Source organism: Pseudomonas sp. B2021 (assembly GCF_018135665.1).
In the GTDB taxonomy this organism is placed as follows: domain Bacteria; phylum Pseudomonadota; class Gammaproteobacteria; order Pseudomonadales; family Pseudomonadaceae; genus Aquipseudomonas; species Aquipseudomonas lactis.
Map to the genome: position 1 here is coordinate 1,037,321 of NZ_SMOF01000001.1, position 19,087 is coordinate 1,056,407.

The 19,087-nt window shown below is 60.5% G+C and carries 15 protein-coding genes; 9 read left to right on the plus strand and 6 right to left on the minus strand.

The genetic code is table 11. From position 1 onward, the window contains the following. Nucleotides 1–329: 329 nt before the first annotated feature. Together E1K68_RS04595 and algW are read right to left on the minus strand one after the other, a co-directional pair. The gene (locus E1K68_RS04595; protein ID WP_212613833.1) at nucleotides 330–2,423 is read right to left on the minus strand and encodes a TonB-dependent siderophore receptor; all 2,094 of its coding nucleotides are present in this window, start codon (nucleotides 2,421–2,423) and stop codon (nucleotides 330–332) included. Nucleotides 2,424–2,535: 112 nt separating this feature from the next. Then, nucleotides 2,536–3,696, minus strand: coding sequence for a Do family serine endopeptidase AlgW (gene algW, locus E1K68_RS04600; protein ID WP_003188388.1), 1,161 nt, complete (start codon nucleotides 3,694–3,696; stop codon nucleotides 2,536–2,538). Nucleotides 3,697–3,797: 101 nt separating this feature from the next. Here algW and E1K68_RS04605 point away from each other — a divergent pair, with 101 nt between their 5' ends. From E1K68_RS04605 to cysN, 3 genes are all read left to right on the plus strand, one after another. Continuing rightward, nucleotides 3,798–4,556, plus strand: coding sequence for a Nif3-like dinuclear metal center hexameric protein (locus tag E1K68_RS04605; RefSeq protein ID WP_003188389.1), 759 nt, complete (start codon nucleotides 3,798–3,800; stop codon nucleotides 4,554–4,556). A 418-nt stretch (nucleotides 4,557–4,974) separates the two neighbouring features. Next, nucleotides 4,975–5,892: a sulfate adenylyltransferase subunit CysD gene (cysD, locus tag E1K68_RS04610; RefSeq protein WP_016971196.1), complete on the plus strand. Its 918-nt coding sequence runs from the start codon at nucleotides 4,975–4,977 to the stop codon at nucleotides 5,890–5,892. 9 nt (nucleotides 5,893–5,901) lie between these two features. After that, complete coding sequence (cysN, locus tag E1K68_RS04615; RefSeq protein WP_003188392.1) at nucleotides 5,902–7,800, plus strand: sulfate adenylyltransferase subunit CysN; 1,899 nt, start codon at nucleotides 5,902–5,904, stop codon at nucleotides 7,798–7,800. 191 nt (nucleotides 7,801–7,991) lie between these two features. Here cysN and E1K68_RS04620 read toward each other — a convergent pair whose 3' ends face one another. The 3 genes from E1K68_RS04620 to E1K68_RS04630 all read right to left on the minus strand — a co-directional run bounded on the left by E1K68_RS04620 (nucleotide 7,992) and on the right by E1K68_RS04630 (nucleotide 11,358). Beyond that, nucleotides 7,992–8,891 (minus strand): acyltransferase, encoded by a 900-nt coding sequence (locus E1K68_RS04620; protein ID WP_014716856.1) that lies wholly within the window; start codon nucleotides 8,889–8,891, stop codon nucleotides 7,992–7,994. Beyond that, nucleotides 8,892–10,991 carry a phosphate acetyltransferase gene (gene pta / locus E1K68_RS04625; RefSeq protein WP_003188396.1) on the minus strand — a complete coding sequence of 700 codons (2,100 nt, stop codon included), beginning with the start codon at nucleotides 10,989–10,991 and terminating at the stop codon, nucleotides 8,892–8,894. It abuts the gene before it with no gap. A gap of 79 nt (nucleotides 10,992–11,070) precedes the next feature. Further along, the gene (locus E1K68_RS04630; RefSeq protein WP_080765560.1) at nucleotides 11,071–11,358 is read right to left on the minus strand and encodes a DUF3565 domain-containing protein; all 288 of its coding nucleotides are present in this window, start codon (nucleotides 11,356–11,358) and stop codon (nucleotides 11,071–11,073) included. On the opposite strand from E1K68_RS04630, the gene E1K68_RS04635 reads away from it, so the two are divergent. After that, entirely contained in the window at nucleotides 11,357–11,842 is a 486-nt protein-coding gene (locus E1K68_RS04635; RefSeq protein WP_027606858.1) for a peptidylprolyl isomerase, read from the plus strand. The genes E1K68_RS04630 and E1K68_RS04635 overlap by 2 nt on opposite strands. A 263-nt stretch (nucleotides 11,843–12,105) precedes the next feature. On the opposite strand, the gene rpsT is transcribed toward E1K68_RS04635, so the two are convergent. Beyond that, a complete protein-coding gene (gene rpsT / locus E1K68_RS04640) occupies nucleotides 12,106–12,384 on the minus strand; it encodes a 30S ribosomal protein S20 (protein ID WP_003188401.1) in 279 nt (92 codons plus the stop codon). A 253-nt stretch (nucleotides 12,385–12,637) separates the two neighbouring features. Here rpsT and murJ point away from each other — a divergent pair, with 253 nt between their 5' ends. The 5 genes from murJ to E1K68_RS04665 all read left to right on the plus strand — a co-directional run bounded on the left by murJ (nucleotide 12,638) and on the right by E1K68_RS04665 (nucleotide 19,030). Then, complete coding sequence (gene murJ, locus E1K68_RS04645; RefSeq protein WP_212613834.1) at nucleotides 12,638–14,176, plus strand: murein biosynthesis integral membrane protein MurJ; 1,539 nt, start codon at nucleotides 12,638–12,640, stop codon at nucleotides 14,174–14,176. Between the two features lie 119 nt (nucleotides 14,177–14,295). Then, nucleotides 14,296–15,234 carry a bifunctional riboflavin kinase/FAD synthetase gene (gene ribF / locus E1K68_RS04650; RefSeq protein ID WP_003188404.1) on the plus strand — a complete coding sequence of 313 codons (939 nt, stop codon included), beginning with the start codon at nucleotides 14,296–14,298 and terminating at the stop codon, nucleotides 15,232–15,234. Between the two features lie 14 nt (nucleotides 15,235–15,248). Beyond that, entirely contained in the window at nucleotides 15,249–18,080 is a 2,832-nt protein-coding gene (gene ileS, locus E1K68_RS04655) for an isoleucine--tRNA ligase (RefSeq protein WP_003188405.1), read from the plus strand. Then, nucleotides 18,073–18,585 carry a signal peptidase II gene (gene lspA, locus E1K68_RS04660; protein ID WP_003188406.1) on the plus strand — a complete coding sequence of 171 codons (513 nt, stop codon included), beginning with the start codon at nucleotides 18,073–18,075 and terminating at the stop codon, nucleotides 18,583–18,585. The genes ileS and lspA overlap by 8 nt, the downstream gene beginning before the upstream one ends. A gap of 7 nt (nucleotides 18,586–18,592) precedes the next feature. After that, a complete protein-coding gene (locus E1K68_RS04665; protein WP_169855857.1) occupies nucleotides 18,593–19,030 on the plus strand; it encodes a peptidylprolyl isomerase in 438 nt (145 codons plus the stop codon). The last annotated feature ends 57 nt before the right edge of the window (nucleotides 19,031–19,087 follow it).

A 19,087-nucleotide genomic window follows, 5' to 3' on the forward strand; every position in this document is an offset into this window, starting at 1 on the left:
GTGTACATATCCATTGCTGCGGTAACGGCCACCTAGGGTTCCGCTCTGACAGCGGGTCACTTTTGGAAGGACCCAAAAGTAACCAAAAGGTCCTCGCCCCACCACTCGGCACCTCGCCTAGGCTCGGTGTGCCCGAAATCCGCCAGTGATTTGGGCGGCTAAACCGGCATCCCTGCCGGTTTACCCCCCAAATCCCTGTCGAATTCCGGCCAGCGTGGTTTGACGGGGCGCCTGAGATCAAAAGCAGATCAAGATCAAGAGCGGCTCGCTTCGCATCGTGGTTACCTATGGCTATCGCAGGCAAGCCAGCTCTCACAATTTGACTGTATTTACAGATTAAGGGTCAGGCTAACCGTGAAGTTGCGCGGCTCGCCGGGGTTGACCCAATAGTTGCTGTAGGACCGCTCGTAGTACCTTTCATTGAACAGGTTGTTGAGGTTCAGCCCCACCGTCACGTTCTGCGTGGCCTTGTAATGGGCCAGCAAATCCACGGTGTGGTAGGCGGGCAGTTCGAAACCTGTGCCGGCTTCGCCTGAGCGGTCACCTACATAGGTGAACGCTGCGCCCAGGTCTGAGCCACGTAACGCGCCGTCCTGGAATTCATACACGCCCAACACACTGCCGCTGCGCTTGGCCACGCCGAGAATGCGGCTGCCCGTGGGGATGGTTTTGTCGCCCTTGGTCACTTCGGCGTCGATGTAGGCCAAGGCGCCGATCACGCGGACTGCGTCGGTCACTTGCCCGGTTACTTGCAGGTCGAAGCCCTGGCTGCGGGCCTTGCCCATGGCGCGGTTGAGGTTGGTCGCCGGATCCAGGGTCAGCACGTTTTCCTTTTCGATATGAAAGGCCGCAAGCGTAGCGCTGAGGCGGTCGTCAAACAGCTCGCTTTTGATTCCCACCTCGTAACCCACGCCTTCTTCGGGCTTGAAGGACTTGCCGCCGGCATCCAGGCCGCTATTGGGCTTGAACGAGGTGGAGGCGTTAGCAAACACGCCGACTTCTGGCGTGAGCTGGTAGAGCAGGCCGGCACGTTGAGTGAAGGCGTCGTGGGTTTGGCGGCTCTTGGCGTGGTTGCGGGTGAAGTCGTCGGTGCTTTGTTCGAAGTGTTCCAAGCGCGCACCGATCATGCCGCGCAGGCGGTCGGTGAAGATGATCTGGTCTTGCAGGTTCAGCGCGTGGCTTTTGGTTTGTTCGAAGAAGTCGGTGCCGGAGCGTTTGCCGTTGGGTTTGGGCTGGCCGTACACCGGCTTGTAGATGTCGATGGGATAGTCCCCAGCGATCGCCGTCACACGCTCTTTCTTGCGGTAATCCTCGTATTCGGTACCGATCAACAGTTCGTGTTGCCAACTGCCTATATCGAACACCCCGCGCAGTTCCAACTGGGTGATGCTGTCGTGCCAACCGGTGGAGCGTTCACGGTAACGGCGGTTGACGCTGTGGCCGTCTGGGTTCAGCGCACGGCTTTCCGAAGCATCGCCCCACAGGCTGCCCTGTTTGTAATGACTGGCCAGACGCAGTTTCCAGGCGTCGTTGAGGTGGTGTTCCAATGCCGCCTGAATGCGGTTGTTGTGGTTGCGGATATTGCCGTCGTTGGGCTCGCCGAGGAAGGTGGAATGGGACATGCCGGTATTGGCGACGATGCCTCGGTCGAAGGTGGAGGTGTGACGCACGAACTCGCTTTCCACCAGCAGGGTGGTGTCCGGGTCCAACTGCCAACTGAAGGAGGGCGCGACGAACACGCGCTTGGCGTCGACGTGATCGCGAAAGCTGTGGTTGTCTTCAACGGCCAGATTCACCCGCGTCAGCACACGCCCCTCGCTGTCCAGCGGCGTATTCACATCCAGCGCCGTGCGGTAGCGGTCCCAACTGCCGGCGCTGGTCTGCAGCGTGGTGAAGGCCTCGGGCTGGGGTTTCTTGGTGACGATGTTCACCGTGCCGCCGGGATCGCCACGCCCGTACAGGCTGGCGGCGGGGCCCTTGAGCACCTCAATGCGTTCGATATTCGCCGCGTCCGGGGTACTGGGGTAACCGCGGTTGGCGCTGAAACCATCCTGGTAGAACTCGGACGTGGTGAAGCCGCGCACGCTGTATTCGTAGAGGGTCAGGCCGCCGAAGTTGTTTTGCTTGGACACACCGCCGGCGAATTCCAGGGCGCGCTCCACGCTGGTACTGCCCAGGTCTTTGAGTACCGTGGCCGGAATCACGCTGATCGATTGCGGGATATCGCGCAAAGCCGTGTCGGTCTTGGTCGCACTGGCAGAGCGGGTGGCACGGTAGCCGTCGACCGGGCCGGTGGCGGACTCATAGGCGTCGGAGGTGACGCTGATGGTGTCCAGTTCCAGGGGGTTTTCGTCGGCGTAGGCAGGGTCGAGCAGCAAACCCAGGGCCAGGCCGGCCAAGGGCACAAACTTTCGAGACGGCATGATAGAGCGTTCCAATAGCGATATTGAAACAATATAACATGCCTAATGAGAATGAATCGCTAAGAAATATGGCCTTACAAGCGCCCGTGAACGGGCGCTTGGGTCGCGACGGTTATTGCTCTTCTTTCACTGGCGCGGTCGCCGGTGGTGGGCGCAGGCCGATTTCCGCCGACAGTTTGATCTCCTTGCCGTTGCGCATCACCAGGATCGCCACCTTGTCGGTCGGCTTGATCCGAGCCACCTGGTTCATCGACTTGCGGCCATCACCCGCCGGGGCGCCGTCGATGCTGAGGATCACATCGCCCAGTTGCAGGCCGGCCTTCTGCGCCGGGCCGTCGCGGAAGATCCCCGCTACCACGATGCCTGGACGCCCGGTCAGGCCGAATGATTCGGCCAGTTCCTTGGTCAAGGGCTGTACTTCAATGCCCAGCCAGCCGCGAATCACCTGGCCGTGCTCGATGATCGACTTCATCACTTCCATCGCCAGCTTCACCGGGATCGCAAACCCAATGCCCTGTGAACCGCCGGACTTGGAAAAAATCGCGGTGTTGATGCCGGTCAGGTTGCCATTGGCGTCCACCAGCGCACCGCCTGAGTTGCCGGGGTTGATCGCCGCGTCGGTCTGGATGAAATCTTCGTAGCTGTTAAGGCCCAGCTGGTTGCGCCCGGTGGCGCTGATGATGCCCATGGTCACCGTCTGGCCCACCCCGAACGGGTTGCCGATGGCCAGCGCCACATCGCCCACGCGCAAACCGTCGGAGCGGCCGAGGGTGATGGCCGGTAGGTTCTTCAGATCAATCTTGAGTACCGCCAGATCCGTTTCCGGGTCGCTGCCCACCACGCGGGCCAGGGTTTCGCGGCCGTCACGCAGGGCCACCACGATCTGGTCGGCGCCGGTGGTCACGTGGTTGTTGGTGAGGATGTAGCCCTCGGGGCTCATGATCACACCGGAGCCGAGGCTGGATTCCATGCGGCGCTGCTTGGGGCCGTTGTCACCGAAATAGCGGCGAAATTGCGGGTCTTCAAACAACGGATGCGCGGGCTTGTTGATGACCTTGGTGGTGTACAGGTTGACCACCGCCGGCGCGGCAATGACCACGGCATCGGCATAGGTCACCGGGCCCTGCACCACCGTGTTGGTCTGCGGCGCCTGTTGCAGGTTCACATCCAGTGTGGGCAGGCCCACCCACTGGGGATAACGCTGGATAATCAGCATCGCGATCAGCACGCCAGCCAACAATGGCCATCCAAAAAAACGCAGTGCCTTGAGCATCAAGTAAGTCCTGACAGGTTGCAGGGGGCGCGAGAGCGCCCATAATGTCGCGCATTATACGAGGCTGCGACGCCTGCGAACGGGATATTTAGGAGTCTTTTATGGCCGTGCCCCTTACTACCCTCGTCGAGGAAGCCGACCGCTACCTCGGCAGCGCCAAAATTGCCGATTACTGCCCCAATGGCCTGCAGGTCGAGGGGCGGCCCCAAGTGATGCGCATCGTCAGCGGCGTGACCGCCAGCCAAGCGCTGCTGGACGCCGCCGTCGAGGCCAAGGCCGACCTGGTGCTGGTGCACCACGGTTACTTCTGGAAGGGCGAAAACCCCTGCATCACCGGCATGAAGCAGCGCCGCCTCAAAACCCTGCTCAAGCATGACATCAGCCTGCTGGCCTACCACTTGCCCCTGGACCTGCACGCCGATGTCGGCAACAACGTGCAACTGGCTCGCCACCTGGACATCACCGTCGAAGGCCCGCTGGACCCCGGCAACCCCAAAGTCGTCGGCCTGGTCGGCTCCCTGGCCGAGCCCCTGTCACCCCGCGACTTCGCCCGCCGCGTGCAGGACGTGATGGGCCGCGAACCGCTGCTGATCGAAGGCAGCGAGATGATTCGCCGCGTCGGCTGGTGTACCGGTGGCGGCCAGGGCTATATCGACCAGGCGATTGCCGCCGGTGTCGATTTGTACCTGAGCGGTGAAGCGTCCGAACAGACCTTCCACAGCGCCCGGGAAAACGACATCAGCTTCATCGCCGCCGGCCATCACGCTACCGAACGTTATGGCGTGCAGGCATTAGGCGACTACCTGGCGCGGCGCTTTGCCCTGGAGCACCTATTCATCGACTGCCCCAACCCGATCTAAAGCACAGCACTGAACACTGTGGGAGCTGGCTTGCCTTAATGCCAGTCAGTTAAGCGTGCATCGCCCTCTGTAGGAGCGAGCTTGCTCGCGAAAAACCGCAACGATAACGCGTGCTTCCTGAATGAACGCGGCGCCTATGAGTTTTTCGCGAGCAAGCTCGCTCCTACAAAAGCCTTAACTGACTGGCATTATGGCTTGCCTGCGATGGCATCACCTCGGTCAGCCTAAATGAGCACGGCGCCTGTATCGCAGGCAAGCCAGCTCCCACATTGGCCGAGTTGAGCGCCAAACTCGGCGGCATATTCATATATCGTTTCGGTCTAGCTGGTGCCCTAAATAGAAGAAGTCGCTGTGCTAGCATGCCTCGCTCGAACACGGCCCGCTGGCCGTCCATAAGATCGTTTTTCCGTGAGTAACCATGGTCGACAAACTGACGCATCTGAAACAGCTGGAGGCGGAAAGCATCCACATCATCCGCGAGGTCGCCGCCGAGTTCGATAATCCGGTGATGCTCTACTCGATCGGTAAAGACTCCGCCGTGATGCTGCACCTGGCACGCAAGGCCTTCTTCCCAGGCAAGCTGCCGTTCCCGGTGATGCACGTCGACACCCGCTGGAAATTCCAGGAAATGTACAAGTTCCGCGACAAGATGGTCGAGGAGCTGGGCCTGGACCTCATCACCCACATAAACCCCGATGGCGTGGCGCAGAACATCAACCCGTTCACCCACGGCAGTGCCAAGCACACCGATATCATGAAGACCGAGGGCCTCAAGCAGGCGCTGGACAAGCATGGTTTCGACGCAGCATTTGGCGGTGCCCGTCGCGATGAAGAGAAATCCCGTGCCAAAGAGCGCGTGTACTCGTTCCGCGACAGCAAGCACCGTTGGGACCCGAAGAACCAACGCCCGGAGCTGTGGAACGTCTACAACGGCAATGTCAACAAGGGTGAGTCGATCCGCGTGTTCCCGCTGTCCAACTGGACCGAGCTGGACATCTGGCAGTACATCTACCTTGAAGGCATCCCGATTGTGCCGCTGTATTTCGCCGCCGAGCGCGAGGTGATCGAGAAGAACGGCACGTTGATCATGATCGACGACGACCGCATCCTCGAGCACCTGTCCGACGAAGACAAAGCCCGCATCGTCAAAAAGAAAGTACGTTTCCGCACCCTTGGCTGCTACCCGTTGACGGGGGCGGTGGAGTCCGAAGCCGAGACGCTGACGGACATCATTCAGGAAATGCTCCTGACGCGAACTTCCGAGCGCCAGGGCCGTGTCATCGACCACGATGGTGCCGGCTCGATGGAAGATAAAAAACGTCAAGGCTATTTCTAAGGGGCTGTCATGTCGCATCAATCTGATTTGATCAGCGAGGACATCCTCGCCTACCTGGGCCAGCACGAGCGCAAAGAGATGTTGCGCTTCCTGACCTGCGGCAACGTCGATGACGGCAAGAGCACCCTGATCGGGCGCCTGCTGCACGACTCCAAGATGATCTACGAAGATCACCTGGAAGCCATTACCCGCGATTCGAAAAAATCCGGCACCACCGGTGACGATATCGACCTGGCGTTGCTGGTCGATGGCCTGCAGGCCGAGCGTGAGCAGGGCATCACCATTGATGTTGCCTACCGCTATTTCTCCACCGCCAAACGCAAATTCATCATCGCCGATACCCCCGGCCATGAGCAGTACACCCGCAACATGGCCACCGGTGCGTCCACCTGTGACCTGGCGATCATCCTGATCGACGCTCGCTACGGCGTGCAGACCCAGACCCGTCGTCACAGCTACATCGCCTCGTTGCTGGGCATCAAACACATCGTGGTGGCCATCAACAAGATGGACATCAACGGCTTTGACCAAAGCGTATTCGAGTCGATCAAGGCCGATTACCTGAAGTTCGCCGAAGGTATCGCGTTCAAGCCGAGCACCCTGGCCTTCGTGCCGATGTCGGCGCTCAAGGGCGACAACGTGGTGAACAAGAGCGAGCGTTCGCCCTGGTACACCGGCCAGTCGCTGATGGAGATCTTGGAGACTGTCGAGATCGCCAATGATCGCAACTACACCGACCTGCGTTTCCCGGTGCAGTACGTCAACCGCCCGAACCTGAACTTCCGTGGGTTTGCCGGCACCCTGGCGAGCGGCATCGTGCACAAGGGCGACGAAGTGGTGGTGTTGCCGTCGGGCAAGAGCAGCCGCGTCAAATCCATCGTCACCTTTGAAGGTGAGCTGGAACACGCAGGCCCAGGCCAGGCCGTGACCTTGACCATGGAAGACGAGATCGACATCTCCCGTGGCGACCTGCTGGTGCATGCCGACAACGTGCCGCAAGTGACCGACGCCTTCGACGCCATGCTGGTGTGGATGGCCGAAGAACCGATGCTGCCGGGCAAGAAATACGACATCAAACGCGCCACCAGCTACGTGCCGGGTTCCATCACCAGCATCGTGCACCGCGTGGACGTAAACACCCTGGCCGAAGGCCCGGCGAGTTCGCTGCAGCTCAACGAGATTGGCCGGGTCAAGGTCAGCCTGGACGCCGCCATCGCCCTGGACGGTTACGACAGCAACCGCACCACCGGCGCGTTTATCGTGATCGACCGCTTGACCAACGGTACAGTGGCCGCGGGTATGATCATCGCACCGCCGGTGGGTCATGGCGGCGCAGCGCAGCACGGCAGCCTGGCGCATGTTGCCACCGAAGAGCGCGCCCTGCGTTTCGGCCAGCAGCCGGCCACGGTGTTGTTCAGCGGCTTGTCGGGCGCTGGCAAGAGCACCCTGGCCTATGCGGTTGAGCGCAAGCTGTTCGACATGGGCCGTGCGGTGTTCGTACTGGATGGCCAGAACCTGCGCCACGACCTGAACAAAGGGTTGCCGCAGGACCGTGCCGGGCGTACCGAGAACTGGCGTCGTGCCGCTCATGTGGCGCGCCAGTTCAACGAAGCCGGCCTGCTGACCCTGGCGGCCTTCGTTGCCCCGGATGCCGAAGGCCGTGAACAGGCCAAGGCGCTGATTGGTGCGGACCGACTGCTGACCGTCTACGTGCAGGCATCGCCGTTGGTGTGCGCCGAGCGTGACCCGCAAGGGTTGTACGCGGCCGGTGGGGATAACATCCCTGGCGAATCCTTCCCGTATGACGTGCCGTTGAATGCCGACCTGGTAATCGACACTCAGGCGTTGTCGCTGGAAGACAGCGTCAAGCAAGTGCTGGAGCTGTTGCGTCAGCGCGGCGCGATCTAAACCTCGCAGCCATCAAAAAGCCCGCCATCGATCACTCGGTGGCGGGCTTTTTACATATTCTCAAATGTGGACTCGATCACTGTGGGAGCTGGCTTGCCTGCGATGGCGGACTGTCAGTTTATTTATTCTTAGCTGGTCCACCGCTATCGCAGGCAAGCCAGCTCCCACATTAAATGGCATGCACATGTAGATCAGCGGCTGGCCGGAAAGTCTTTGTGCAGCTGTTCCAACAATGCATCCTTGTCTTGCCACAACTGGTTGATCCAGCCCTGGAACGCCAGTCGATATTCCCCATCCTGCTCATAATTCTTGCCGATGAATTCGGCCGGTATCTGCACCTCTTCAAAGTGCACCACCACGTCCTTCACGTTACCGCACAGCAAATCCCAATAACCTGGGCGCCCGGCGGGGTAGTGGATGGTCACATTGATCAGTGACTTGAGCTGCTCGCCCATGGCATCCAGCACAAACGCAATACCGCCCGCCTTGGGTTTAAGCAGGTAGCGAAACGGTGACTGCTGCTGCGCATGCTTGCCCGGGGTAAAGCGTGTGCCTTCGGCAAAGTTGAAAATCCCCACGGGGTTGTCGCGAAACTTCGCACAGGTCTTGCGCGTGGTTTCCAGGTCTTTGCCTTTCTTCTCCGGGTGCTTCTCCAAATAAGCCTTGCTGTAGCGCTTCATGAAGGGAAAGCCCAGTGCCCACCACGCCAGGCCAATCACGGGTACCCAGATCAGCTCTTGCTTGAGGAAGAACTTCAGGGGGCGAATGCGCCGATTGAGCACGTACTGCAACACCATGATGTCGACCCAGCTCTGATGGTTGCTGGTCACCAGGTACGAGTGCTGGTAGTCCAGGCCCTCAAGGCCAGTCAGGTGCCAGCGCGTACGGCGCACCAGGTTCATCCAGCCCTTGTTGTTGGTAACCCAGGCTTCATGGGTGTGGTTCATCAGCCATTCGCTCAGGCGCTTGGCGAACGGCAGCGCCTTGAACAGCGCCACGATAAACAGGAACGAACACAGCAGGATCGTGTTCAGCGCCAGCAACAGCGAAGCGATCACCCCGCGTACGGCGGCAGGTAGAAAATCCAGCATTTAGATATCCATGGGTCGGTTGGCGGCTTGGATCGCCGTCAGGGCGATGGTGTACACGATGTCGTCCACCTGGGCGCCACGTGGCAGGTCATTGACCGGTTTGCGCAGGCCCTGGAGCATCGGCCCCAGGCTCACGCAATCGGCGCTGCGTTGTACGGCTTTGTGGGTGGTGTTGCCGGTGTTCAGGTCCGGGAACACAAAGACGGTGGCCTTGCCTGCCACCTGGCTGTTGGGCGCCAGTTGCCGGGCGACGTTTTCGTTGGCGGCGGCGTCGTATTGCAACGGGCCGTCGATCAGCAGCGAGCTTTGTTGTTCGTGGGCGAGCAGGGTGGCTTCGCGGACTTTTTCCACCTCCTCGCCGCTGGCCGAGTCACCGCTGGAATAGCTGATCATCGCCACCCGTGGCGTGATGCCGAACGCGGCCGCCGAGTCGGCGCTTTGCAGGGCGATTTCCGCCAGTTCCGCAGCGCTTGGGTGCGGGTTCATCACGCAGTCGCCGTACACCAGTACCTGCTCGGGGAACAGCATAAAGAACACCGACGACACCAAGGTGCAGCCCGGCGCGGTCTTGATCAGTTGCAGGGCAGGGCGAATGGTATTGGCGGTGGAGTGAATAACGCCGGAGACCAGGCCATCCACTTCGTCGAGGGCGAGCATCATGGTGGCGATCACCACGGTGTCTTCCAGTTGTTGCTCGGCCATGGGCGCGTTGAGGCTTTTGCTCTTGCGCAAGGCGACCATCGGCTCCACGTAGCGTTGGCGAATCAGGTCGGGGTCGAGAATCTCCAGGCCTTCGGGCAGGTCGATACCCTGGGCGCGGGCGACTGCCTCCACATCCGCAGGCTTGGCCAGCAGCACGCAACGGGCAATGCCGCGGGCCTGGCAGATTGCGGCGGCCTGTACGGTCAGCGGCTCGCTGCCTTCGGGCAACACGATGCGTTTATTGGCGGCCTGGGCGCGTTGGATTAACTGGTAACGGAACACCGCCGGCGACAGGCGCATCTCCCGCGGCGTGCCGCAACGCTGGTGCAGCCAGCGCGCATCGAGGTGGCTGGCGACGAAGTCGGTGATGATTTCCGCACGCTCGCGGTCATCGATAGGGATTTCCTTGTTGAGGCTATTGAGCTGGTTGGCGGTGTCATAGGAGCCGGTGCTCACCGACAACACCGGCAACCCGGCCTGGAAGGCGCCTCGGCACAGATCCATGATGCGCGGGTCGGGCAGGGTGTCGCTGGTCAGCAGCAGCCCGGCCAGCGGCACGCCATTGATGGCGGCCAGGCTGACGGCGAGGATGATGTCGTCGCGATCGCCCGGGGTCACCACCAACACACCGGGCTTGAGCAGCTCGACGGTGTTACGCATGGTGCGCGCGCAAATGATGATCTTGGTCATGCGCCGGCTTTCGTAGTCGCCGGCGTTGAGGATCTGCGCGCCCATCAGGTCGGCCACGTCGCGGGTGCGCGGGGCATTCAGCTCGGGTTGGTAGGGGATGCAGCCGAGCAGCCGGAAATCACCGCTGCGCAACAGCGGCGAATGCTCTTTGAGGCGCGCCGAGAAGGCTTCCATGCTTTCGTCGGTGCGTACCTTGTTGAGGATGACGCCCAGCACTTTCGGGTCTTTGGGACCGCCAAACAGTTGGGCCTGCAATTCCACACGGCCGGAAAGCTCGGTGAGCACTTCATTTTCCGGCGCCGAGACCAGGATCACTTCCGCGTCCAGGCTCTTGGCCAGGTGCAGGTTGACCCGTGCCGCATAGCTGGCGCTACGGGTCGGTACCATGCCTTCGACGATCAGCACGTCTTTGCCTACGGCCGCCTGCTGGTAAAGGGTGATGATCTCTTCGAGCAACTCATCGAGCTGGCCGTCACCGAGCATGCGCTCTACGTGAGCCAAGCCCAGAGGCTGCGGCGGTTTCAGGCCGTGGGTGCGTGCCACCAGCTCGGTGGAACGTTCCGGCCCGGTATCGCCAGGGTGTGGCTGGGCGATGGGTTTGAAAAAACCGACTTTCAGGCCGGCCCGTTCCAGGGTGCGCACCAGCCCAAGGCTGATGGAGGTCAGACCCACACCAAAATCGGTGGGCGCGATAAAAAAAGTCTGCATGCGAATTCTCTGGAGGTGCATGGCTTGGGTGGCGCTCTATGGGTGAGTGCCTACCGCGAATCAGGCGCCAAGGTTATCGTTATTCGTGCCCTTGCGCACACCAGCCGCACGCAAAGGCCTGGCCTATTTTTTCAAGGCGTTGCGCGGGGTCGAGCACCCAGGCGCGTGACTGCCAGGGCGGCTGGTGGCGCAAATGCTGGGTGTGGCCGCAAGACAGCTCGACCACCCAGTGCCCATCGTCGTCCTGATGAAAACCTGTGATCGTGACCGTTGATCGGCCCCGTCCGTCCGGGTTCCGTTCGCTTTCGGGCAAATCCTTGTTTAGACTTGTCCGTTCTTCATTCTTTTGCAAAAGGTCTCGCCCCATGACGATCGCCGCTAACAAGGCTGTCTCCATCGACTATACCCTGACCAACGACGCTGGTGAGGTCATCGACAGCTCCGCCGGCGGCGCGCCGCTGGTTTACCTGCAAGGCGCAGGCAACATCATCCCGGGCCTGGAAAAGGCTCTGGAAGGCAAGAGCGTCGGTGACGAACTGACCGTCGCCGTAGAACCTGAAGATGCCTACGGCGAATACTCCGCCGAACTGGTCAGTACCTTGAGCCGCAGCATGTTCGAAGGTGTTGATGAGCTGGAAGTGGGCATGCAGTTCCACGCTTCGGCGCCGGACGGCCAAATGCAGATCGTCACCATCCGCGACCTGGACGGCGATGACGTGACCGTTGACGGCAACCACCCTCTGGCTGGCCAGCGCCTGAACTTCCAAGTGAAGATCGTAGCCATCCGCGACGCTTCCCAGGAAGAAGTGGCTCACGGCCACGTCCACGGTGAAGGCGGTCATCACCATTGATTGATGTTTTGATCAAGTGGTAGCAAAAACGCCCCGACTGGTTCGGGGCGTTTTTTTTGCCCTGGGCTCACTGTAGGAGCGAGCTTGCTCGCGAAAAACCCGAGACCCCCGCTGGGCGCCAGGCTTCCCGCGTCATCGTTAACGATCTTCGCGAGCAAGCTCGCTCCTACAGTTTCAGGCACACACAAAAATGCCCCGGACCTTTCGGTACGGGGCATTTTTTAACTGTTACACAGCCTGAGCTGCGTTGCAGTTGTTACCACTTAGGCTGCAGCAGGAACGCTCAGAGCCTTGATGTGGCCATTCAGGCGGCTCTTATGGCGAGCGGCCTTGTTCTTGTGGATGATGCCTTTATCGGCCATACGGTCGATAACAGGCACAGCCAGAACGTAAGCTGCTTGAGCTTTTTCAGCGTCTTTGGTGTCGATGGCTTTGACTACATTCTTGATGTAGGTGCGAACCATGGAACGCAGGCTGGCGTTGTGGCTGCGACGCTTCTCAGCCTGTTTTGCACGTTTTTTGGCGGAAGGTGTGTTGGCCACCGTCGAGCTCCTCGAAAGACTTTTTAGGAAATAGCAAACAAAATAGGCCGCGAATCATGCCGATGACTTGACGGGTTGTCAAGGGCGGCTGATGCGAACTGCTGAGTGGTCGATCTGAAGAGGCGGGTGATTTATTTCCGGCGCTTGACCTGTAAACTCGCGAGCTTTGGCTCTGTGCTGTTGCAGGCGCGCAGTATCGCATAAGTGGGCGCGTAGTTCGCCTGCTCTTTATCTATAGGCGCAAACTCTTTCAATGAATCTGCTCAAATCGTTGGCTGCCGTCAGCTCTATCACAATGATCTCCCGGGTATTGGGGTTTGTGCGCGACACCCTGCTGGCACGCATCTTTGGCGCCAGCATGGCCACGGATGCGTTCTTTATTGCCTTTAAACTGCCCAACCTGCTGCGGCGGATCTTCGCTGAGGGCGCATTTTCCCAGGCGTTCGTACCGATTCTGGCCGAATACAAGACCCAGCATGGCGAGGAGGCAACTCGTACGTTCATCGCCTACGTCTCGGGTTTGCTGACGCTGGTGCTGATGCTGGTAACCGTCGTCGGGATGCTCGCCGCGCCCTGGGTGATCTGGGCCACGGCGCCCGGTTTTGCCAATACGCCGGAAAAGTTCGCGCTGACTACTGATCTGCTGCGGGTGACCTTTCCTTATATATTGCTGATTTCCCTGTCTTCGCTCGCCGGGGCGATCCTCAATACCTGGAACCGTTTCTCGGTACCGGCTTTTGTGCCGACCTTGCTGAACGTCAGCATGATTATGTTTGCGCTGTTCCTTACGCCGTATTTCGATCCACCCGTCATGGCCCTGGGCTGGGCGGTCCTGGCCGGCGGCCTGGCGCAGTTGCTGTACCAACTGCCCCACCTGAAAAAAATCGGCATGCTTGTACTGCCGCGCTTGAACCTCAAGGATTCCGGCGTCTGGCGCGTGATGCGCAACATGCTGCCGGCGATCCTCGGGGTGTCGGTCAGTCAGATTTCCCTGATCATCAACACCGCGTTCGCCTCGTTGCTGGTGTCCGGCTCGGTGTCGTGGATGTACTACGCCGACCGCCTGATGGAATTGCCATCCGGTGTGCTGGGCGTGGCGTTGGGCACCATCCTGCTGCCGACCCTGGCGCGTACCTACGCCAGCAAGGACCGCCAGGAATACTCACGCATTCTCGATTGGGGCCTGCGCCTGTGCTTTTTGCTGGTGTTGCCGTGCGCCTTGGCCCTGGGCATCCTCGCCGAGCCGTTGACGGTCTCGCTGTTTCAATACGGGCAGTTCGACGCCCATGACGCCTTGATGACCCAGCATGCGCTGGTCGCCTACTCCGTGGGCCTGCTTGGTATTATCGTGATCAAAGTGCTGGCGCCCGGCTTCTACGCCCAGCAGAACATCCGCACCCCGGTGAAAATCGCGATTTTCACCCTGGTCGTTACACAATTGCTCAACCTGGTGTTTATCGGCCCGCTGGCCCACGCCGGCCTGGCCTTGGCGATCAGCGCGGGTGCGTGCATAAACGCAGGCCTTCTTTTTTACCAATTGCGTAAACAACAGATGTACCAACCACAGCCAGGCTGGGGCGTGTTTGCGTTCAAACTGCTGGTGGCGGTCGCCGCGATGTCGGTTGTGCTGTTTGGCCTGATGCACATCATGCCGGCCTGGGGCCAAGGCAATATGCTGGAGCGCTTCATGCGCCTGGGTGTATTGGTAGTAGCGGGCGTGGTGGTGTACTTCGGCATGTTGCTGTTGCAGGGTTTTCGCCTGCGCGATTTCAATCGCAAGTCGCTGGGGTAGCGAGTTTGCCGTGATAAAACGGTTGTTTTATCGATTCGACCCATTTGGCCTGCGCTGTTGCCTGTCGTCCGGGGCTGGGTGTGGTTATAATCGACCACTTTATGAGCAAGAAGCGCGTTATGCAGCTGGTTCGAGGTCTCCACAACCTGCGCCCCGAGCACCGGGGCTGCGTCGCCACTATTGGCAACTTTGACGGTGTTCACCGTGGCCACCAGGCTATCCTGGCTCGGTTGCGCGAGCGTGCGGTCGAGTTGGGCGTGCCCAGCTGCGTGGTGATTTTCGAACCACAACCGCGGGAGTTCTTTACCCCGGAAACGGCGCCGGCCCGCTTGGCGCGCTTGCGGGACAAGTTGCAGCTGTTGGCGGAAGAGGGCGTGGACCGTGTCCTCTGCCTGGCTTTCAACCAGCGTTTGCGCAGCCTCAGCGCCGCCGAGTTCGTCGACCGCATCCTGGTGGACGGCCTGGGCGTGCAGCACCTGGAGGTCGGCGACGACTTCCATTTCGGTTGTGACCGGGTCGGGGATTTCGATTTCCTGCAGCATGCCGGCGTCAACCAGGGTTTCACTGTCGAAGCCGCGCAAACCGTCGAACTGGACGGCCTGCGCGTGAGCAGCACCCAGGTGCGTAACGCCCTGGCCGCCGCCGACTTCGACCTGGCCGAGCGTTTGCTCGGTCGCCCGTTCCGCATTGCCGGGCGGGTACTGCACGGCCAGAAGCTGGCGCGCCAACTGGGCACGCCAACCGCCAACGTGCAACTCAAGCGCCGCCGTGTGCCGCTGACCGGGGTTTACCTGGTGAGCGTCGACATCGACGGCCAATCGTGGCCAGGAGTCGCCAATATAGGCGTCAGGCCCACGGTTGCAGGTGATGGCAAGGCCCACCTGGAAGTTCACCTTTTGGATTTTGCCGGTGATTTATACGACCGGCGTTTGACGGTGGTTTTCCACCAGAAGCTGCGTGAAGAGCAGCGTTTCGCCTCCCTTGAGGCGTTGAAAACGGCGATCAATGCGGATGTCGCCGCCGCCCGTGCACTAGCCGCACCTAGCGCCCATCGCTAACCGAAGAGCCTTAAATGACCGACTATAAAGCCACGCTAAACCTTCCGGACACCGCCTTCCCAATGAAGGCCGGCCTGCCACAGCGCGAACCGCAGATCCTGCAGCGCTGGGACAGTATTGGCCTGTACGGAAAGTTGCGCGAAATTGGCAAGGATCGTCCGAAATTCGTCCTGCACGACGGCCCTCCTTATGCCAACGGCACGATTCACATCGGTCATGCGCTGAACAAGATTCTCAAGGACATGATCCTGCGCTCCAAGACCCTGTCGGGCTTCGACGCGCCGTATGTCCCGGGCTGGGACTGCCATGGCCTGCCGATCGAACACAAAGTCGAAGTGACCTACGGCAAGAACCTGGGCGCGGATAAAACCCGCGAACTGTGCCGTGCCTACGCCGCCGAACAGATCGAAGGGCAGAAGTCTGAATTCATCCGCCTGGGTGTGCTGGGCGAGTGGGACAACCCCTACAAGACCATGAATTTCAAGAACGAGGCCGGTGAAATCCGTGCCTTGGCCGAAATCGTCAAGGGCGGTTTCGTGTTCAAGGGCCTCAAGCCCGTGAACTGGTGCTTCGACTGCGGTTCGGCCCTGGCCGAAGCGGAAGTGGAGTACGAAGACAAGAAGTCCTCGACCATCGACGTGGCCTTCCCGATCGCCGACGACGCCAAGCTGGCCCAGGCGTTCGGCCTGGCAAGCCTGGCCAAGCCGGCCGCCATCGTGATCTGGACCACCACCCCCTGGACCATCCCGGCCAACCAGGCGCTGAACGTGCACCCGGAATTCACCTACGCCTTGGTGGACGTCGGTGATCGCCTGCTGGTGCTGGCCGAGGAAATGGTCGAGTCGTGCCTGGCGCGTTACGAACTGCAAGGTTCGGTGATCGCCACCACCACCGGTTCTGCGCTGGAGCTGATCAACTTCCGTCACCCGTTCTATGAACGTCTGTCGCCGGTGTACCTGGCTGACTACGTCGAGCTGGGTTCGGGTACTGGCATTGTTCACTGCTCGCCTGCCTATGGTGTGGACGACTTCGTGATCTGCAAGAAGTACGGCATGGTCAACGATGACATCATCAACCCGGTGCAGAGCAACGGCGTATACGTGCCTTCGCTCGAGTTCTTCGGTGGCCAGTTCATCTTCAAGGCCGATCAACCGATCATCGAAAAGCTGCGTGAAGTCGGTGCGTTGATGCAAACCGCCACCATCCAGCACAGCTACATGCATTGCTGGCGTCACAAGACCCCGCTGATCTACCGCGCTACGGCGCAGTGGTTTATCGGCATGGACAAAGAGCCGACCAGCGGCGACACCCTGCGTGTACGTTCGCTCAAAGCCATCGAGGACACCACGTTCGTCCCGGCCTGGGGCCAGGCGCGCCTGCACTCGATGATCGCCAACCGTCCGGACTGGTGCATCTCCCGCCAACGTAACTGGGGCGTGCCGATCCCGTTCTTCCTGAACAAGGAAAGCGGTGAACTGCACCCGCGCACCGTGGAGTTGATGGAAGTCGTGGCTCAGCGCGTTGAGCAAGAAGGCATCGAAGCCTGGTTCAAGCTGGACGCCGCCGAGCTGCTGGGCGACGAAGCGCCGCTGTACGACAAGATCAGCGACACCCTCGACGTGTGGTTCGATTCGGGCACCACTCACTGGCACGTGCTGCGTGGCTCGCACCCGATGGGTCACGAGACCGGCCCGCGCGCCGACCTGTACCTGGAAGGTTCGGACCAACACCGTGGCTGGTTCCACTCGTCATTGCTGACCGGTTGCGCCATCGACAACCACGCGCCGTACCGCGAGCTGCTGACTCACGGTTTCACCGTCGACGAGACGGGCCGCAAGATGTCCAAGTCGCTGAAGAACGTGATCGAACCGAAAAAGATCAACGACACCTTGGGCGCCGACATCATGCGTCTGTGGGTGGCCTCCACCGATTACTCGGGTGAAATCGCCGTGTCGGACCAGATCCTGGCCCGCAGCGCCGACGCCTACCGTCGTATCCGCAATACCGCACGCTTCCTGCTGTCGAACCTGACCGGTTTCAACCCGGCCACCGACCTGCTGCCGGCCGAGGACATGCTCGCCCTGGACCGTTGGGCCGTGGACCGTACCCTGTTGCTGCAGCGTGAGCTGCAAGAGCACTACGGCGAATACCGCTTCTGGAACGTCTACTCCAAGATCCACAACTTCTGCGTGCAGGAGCTGGGCGGTTTCTACCTCGACATCATCAAGGACCGCCAGTACACCACCGGCGCCAACAGCAAGGCGCGCCGTTCGGCGCAGACCGCGCTGTACCACATCAGCGAAGCGCTGGTGCGCTGGATCGCACCGATCCTGGCGTTCACCGCCGACGAGCTGTGGGAATACCTGCCGGGCGAGCGTAACGAGTCCGTCATGCTCAACACCTGGTACGAAGGCTTGACCGAACTGCCGGCCGACTTCGAACTGGGCCGCGAGTACTGGGCAGGCGTCATGGCCGTCAAGGTTGCGGTGAACAAGGAGCTGGAAGTCCAACGTGCGGCCAAGGCCGTGGGTGGCAACCTGCAAGCCGAAGTCACCCTGTTTGCCGAGGATGGCCTGACCGCCGACCTGGCCAAGCTGAGCAACGAACTGCGCTTCGTGCTGATCACCTCCACCGCGAGCCTGGCACCTTTCGCCCAGGCCCCGGCAGATGCCGTGGTCACCGAGGTGCCGGGCCTGAAGCTCAAAGTGGTGAAGTCGGCCTTCCCTAAATGCGCCCGTTGCTGGCACTGCCGTGAAGATGTGGGTGTGAACCCTGAGCACCCTGAAATCTGTGGTCGTTGTGTCGACAACATCAGCGGTGAAGGCGAGGTTCGCCACTATGCCTAATGCAGCCAGTCGTTTCGGACGTCTGGGCTGGCTCGTACTGAGCCTGCTGGTACTGGTCATCGACCAGGTCAGCAAGGCTCACTTCGAGGGCTCCCTGGAAATGTTCCAGCAAATCGTGGTGATCCCGGATTACTTCAGTTGGACCCTGGCCTACAACACCGGCGCCGCCTTCAGCTTCCTGGCTGACGGCGGTGGCTGGCAGCGCTGGCTGTTCGCGGTGATCGCCGTGGTGGTCAGCGCCGTGCTGGTGGTGTGGCTAAAGCGCCTGGGCCGCGACGACACCTGGCTGGCCATCGCGCTGGCCCTGGTGTTGGGCGGCGCGCTGGGTAATCTGTATGACCGCATCGCCCTGGGCCATGTGATCGACTTCATCCTGGTGCATTGGCAGAACCGCCACTACTTCCCGGCGTTCAACTTTGCCGACAGCGCCATTACCGTTGGTGCAATCATGCTGGCGCTGGATATGTTCAAGAGCAAGAAAACCGGAGAAACCGTCAATGACTGATCAGGTATTGGCTGAGCAACGCATCGGCCAGAACACGGAAGTCACTTTGCATTTTGCATTGCGCCTGGAAAATGGCGACACGGTCGACAGCACCTTCGACAAAGCCCCGGCGACCTTCAAGGTTGGCGACGGTAACCTGCTGCCTGGTTTTGAAGCGGCATTGTTCGGGTTCAAGGCGGGCGACAAGCGCAACCTGCAGATCCTGCCGGAAAACGCCTTCGGCCAGCCCAACCCGCAAAACGTGCAGATCATCCCGCGTTCGCAGTTTGAAGGCATGGACCTGTCGGAAGGCTTGCTGGTGATCTTCAATGATGCGGCGAATACCGAATTGCCCGGAGTGGTTAAAGCGTTCGATGATGCGCAAGTGACCATCGACTTCAACCATCCGTTGGCCGGTAAAACCTTGACGTTTGATGTTGAAATCATCGACGTTAAAGCGCTCTAACTGACGAAACCGGTTCCTGTGGGGCTGGCTTGTGTGGGAGCTGGCTTGCCTGCGATA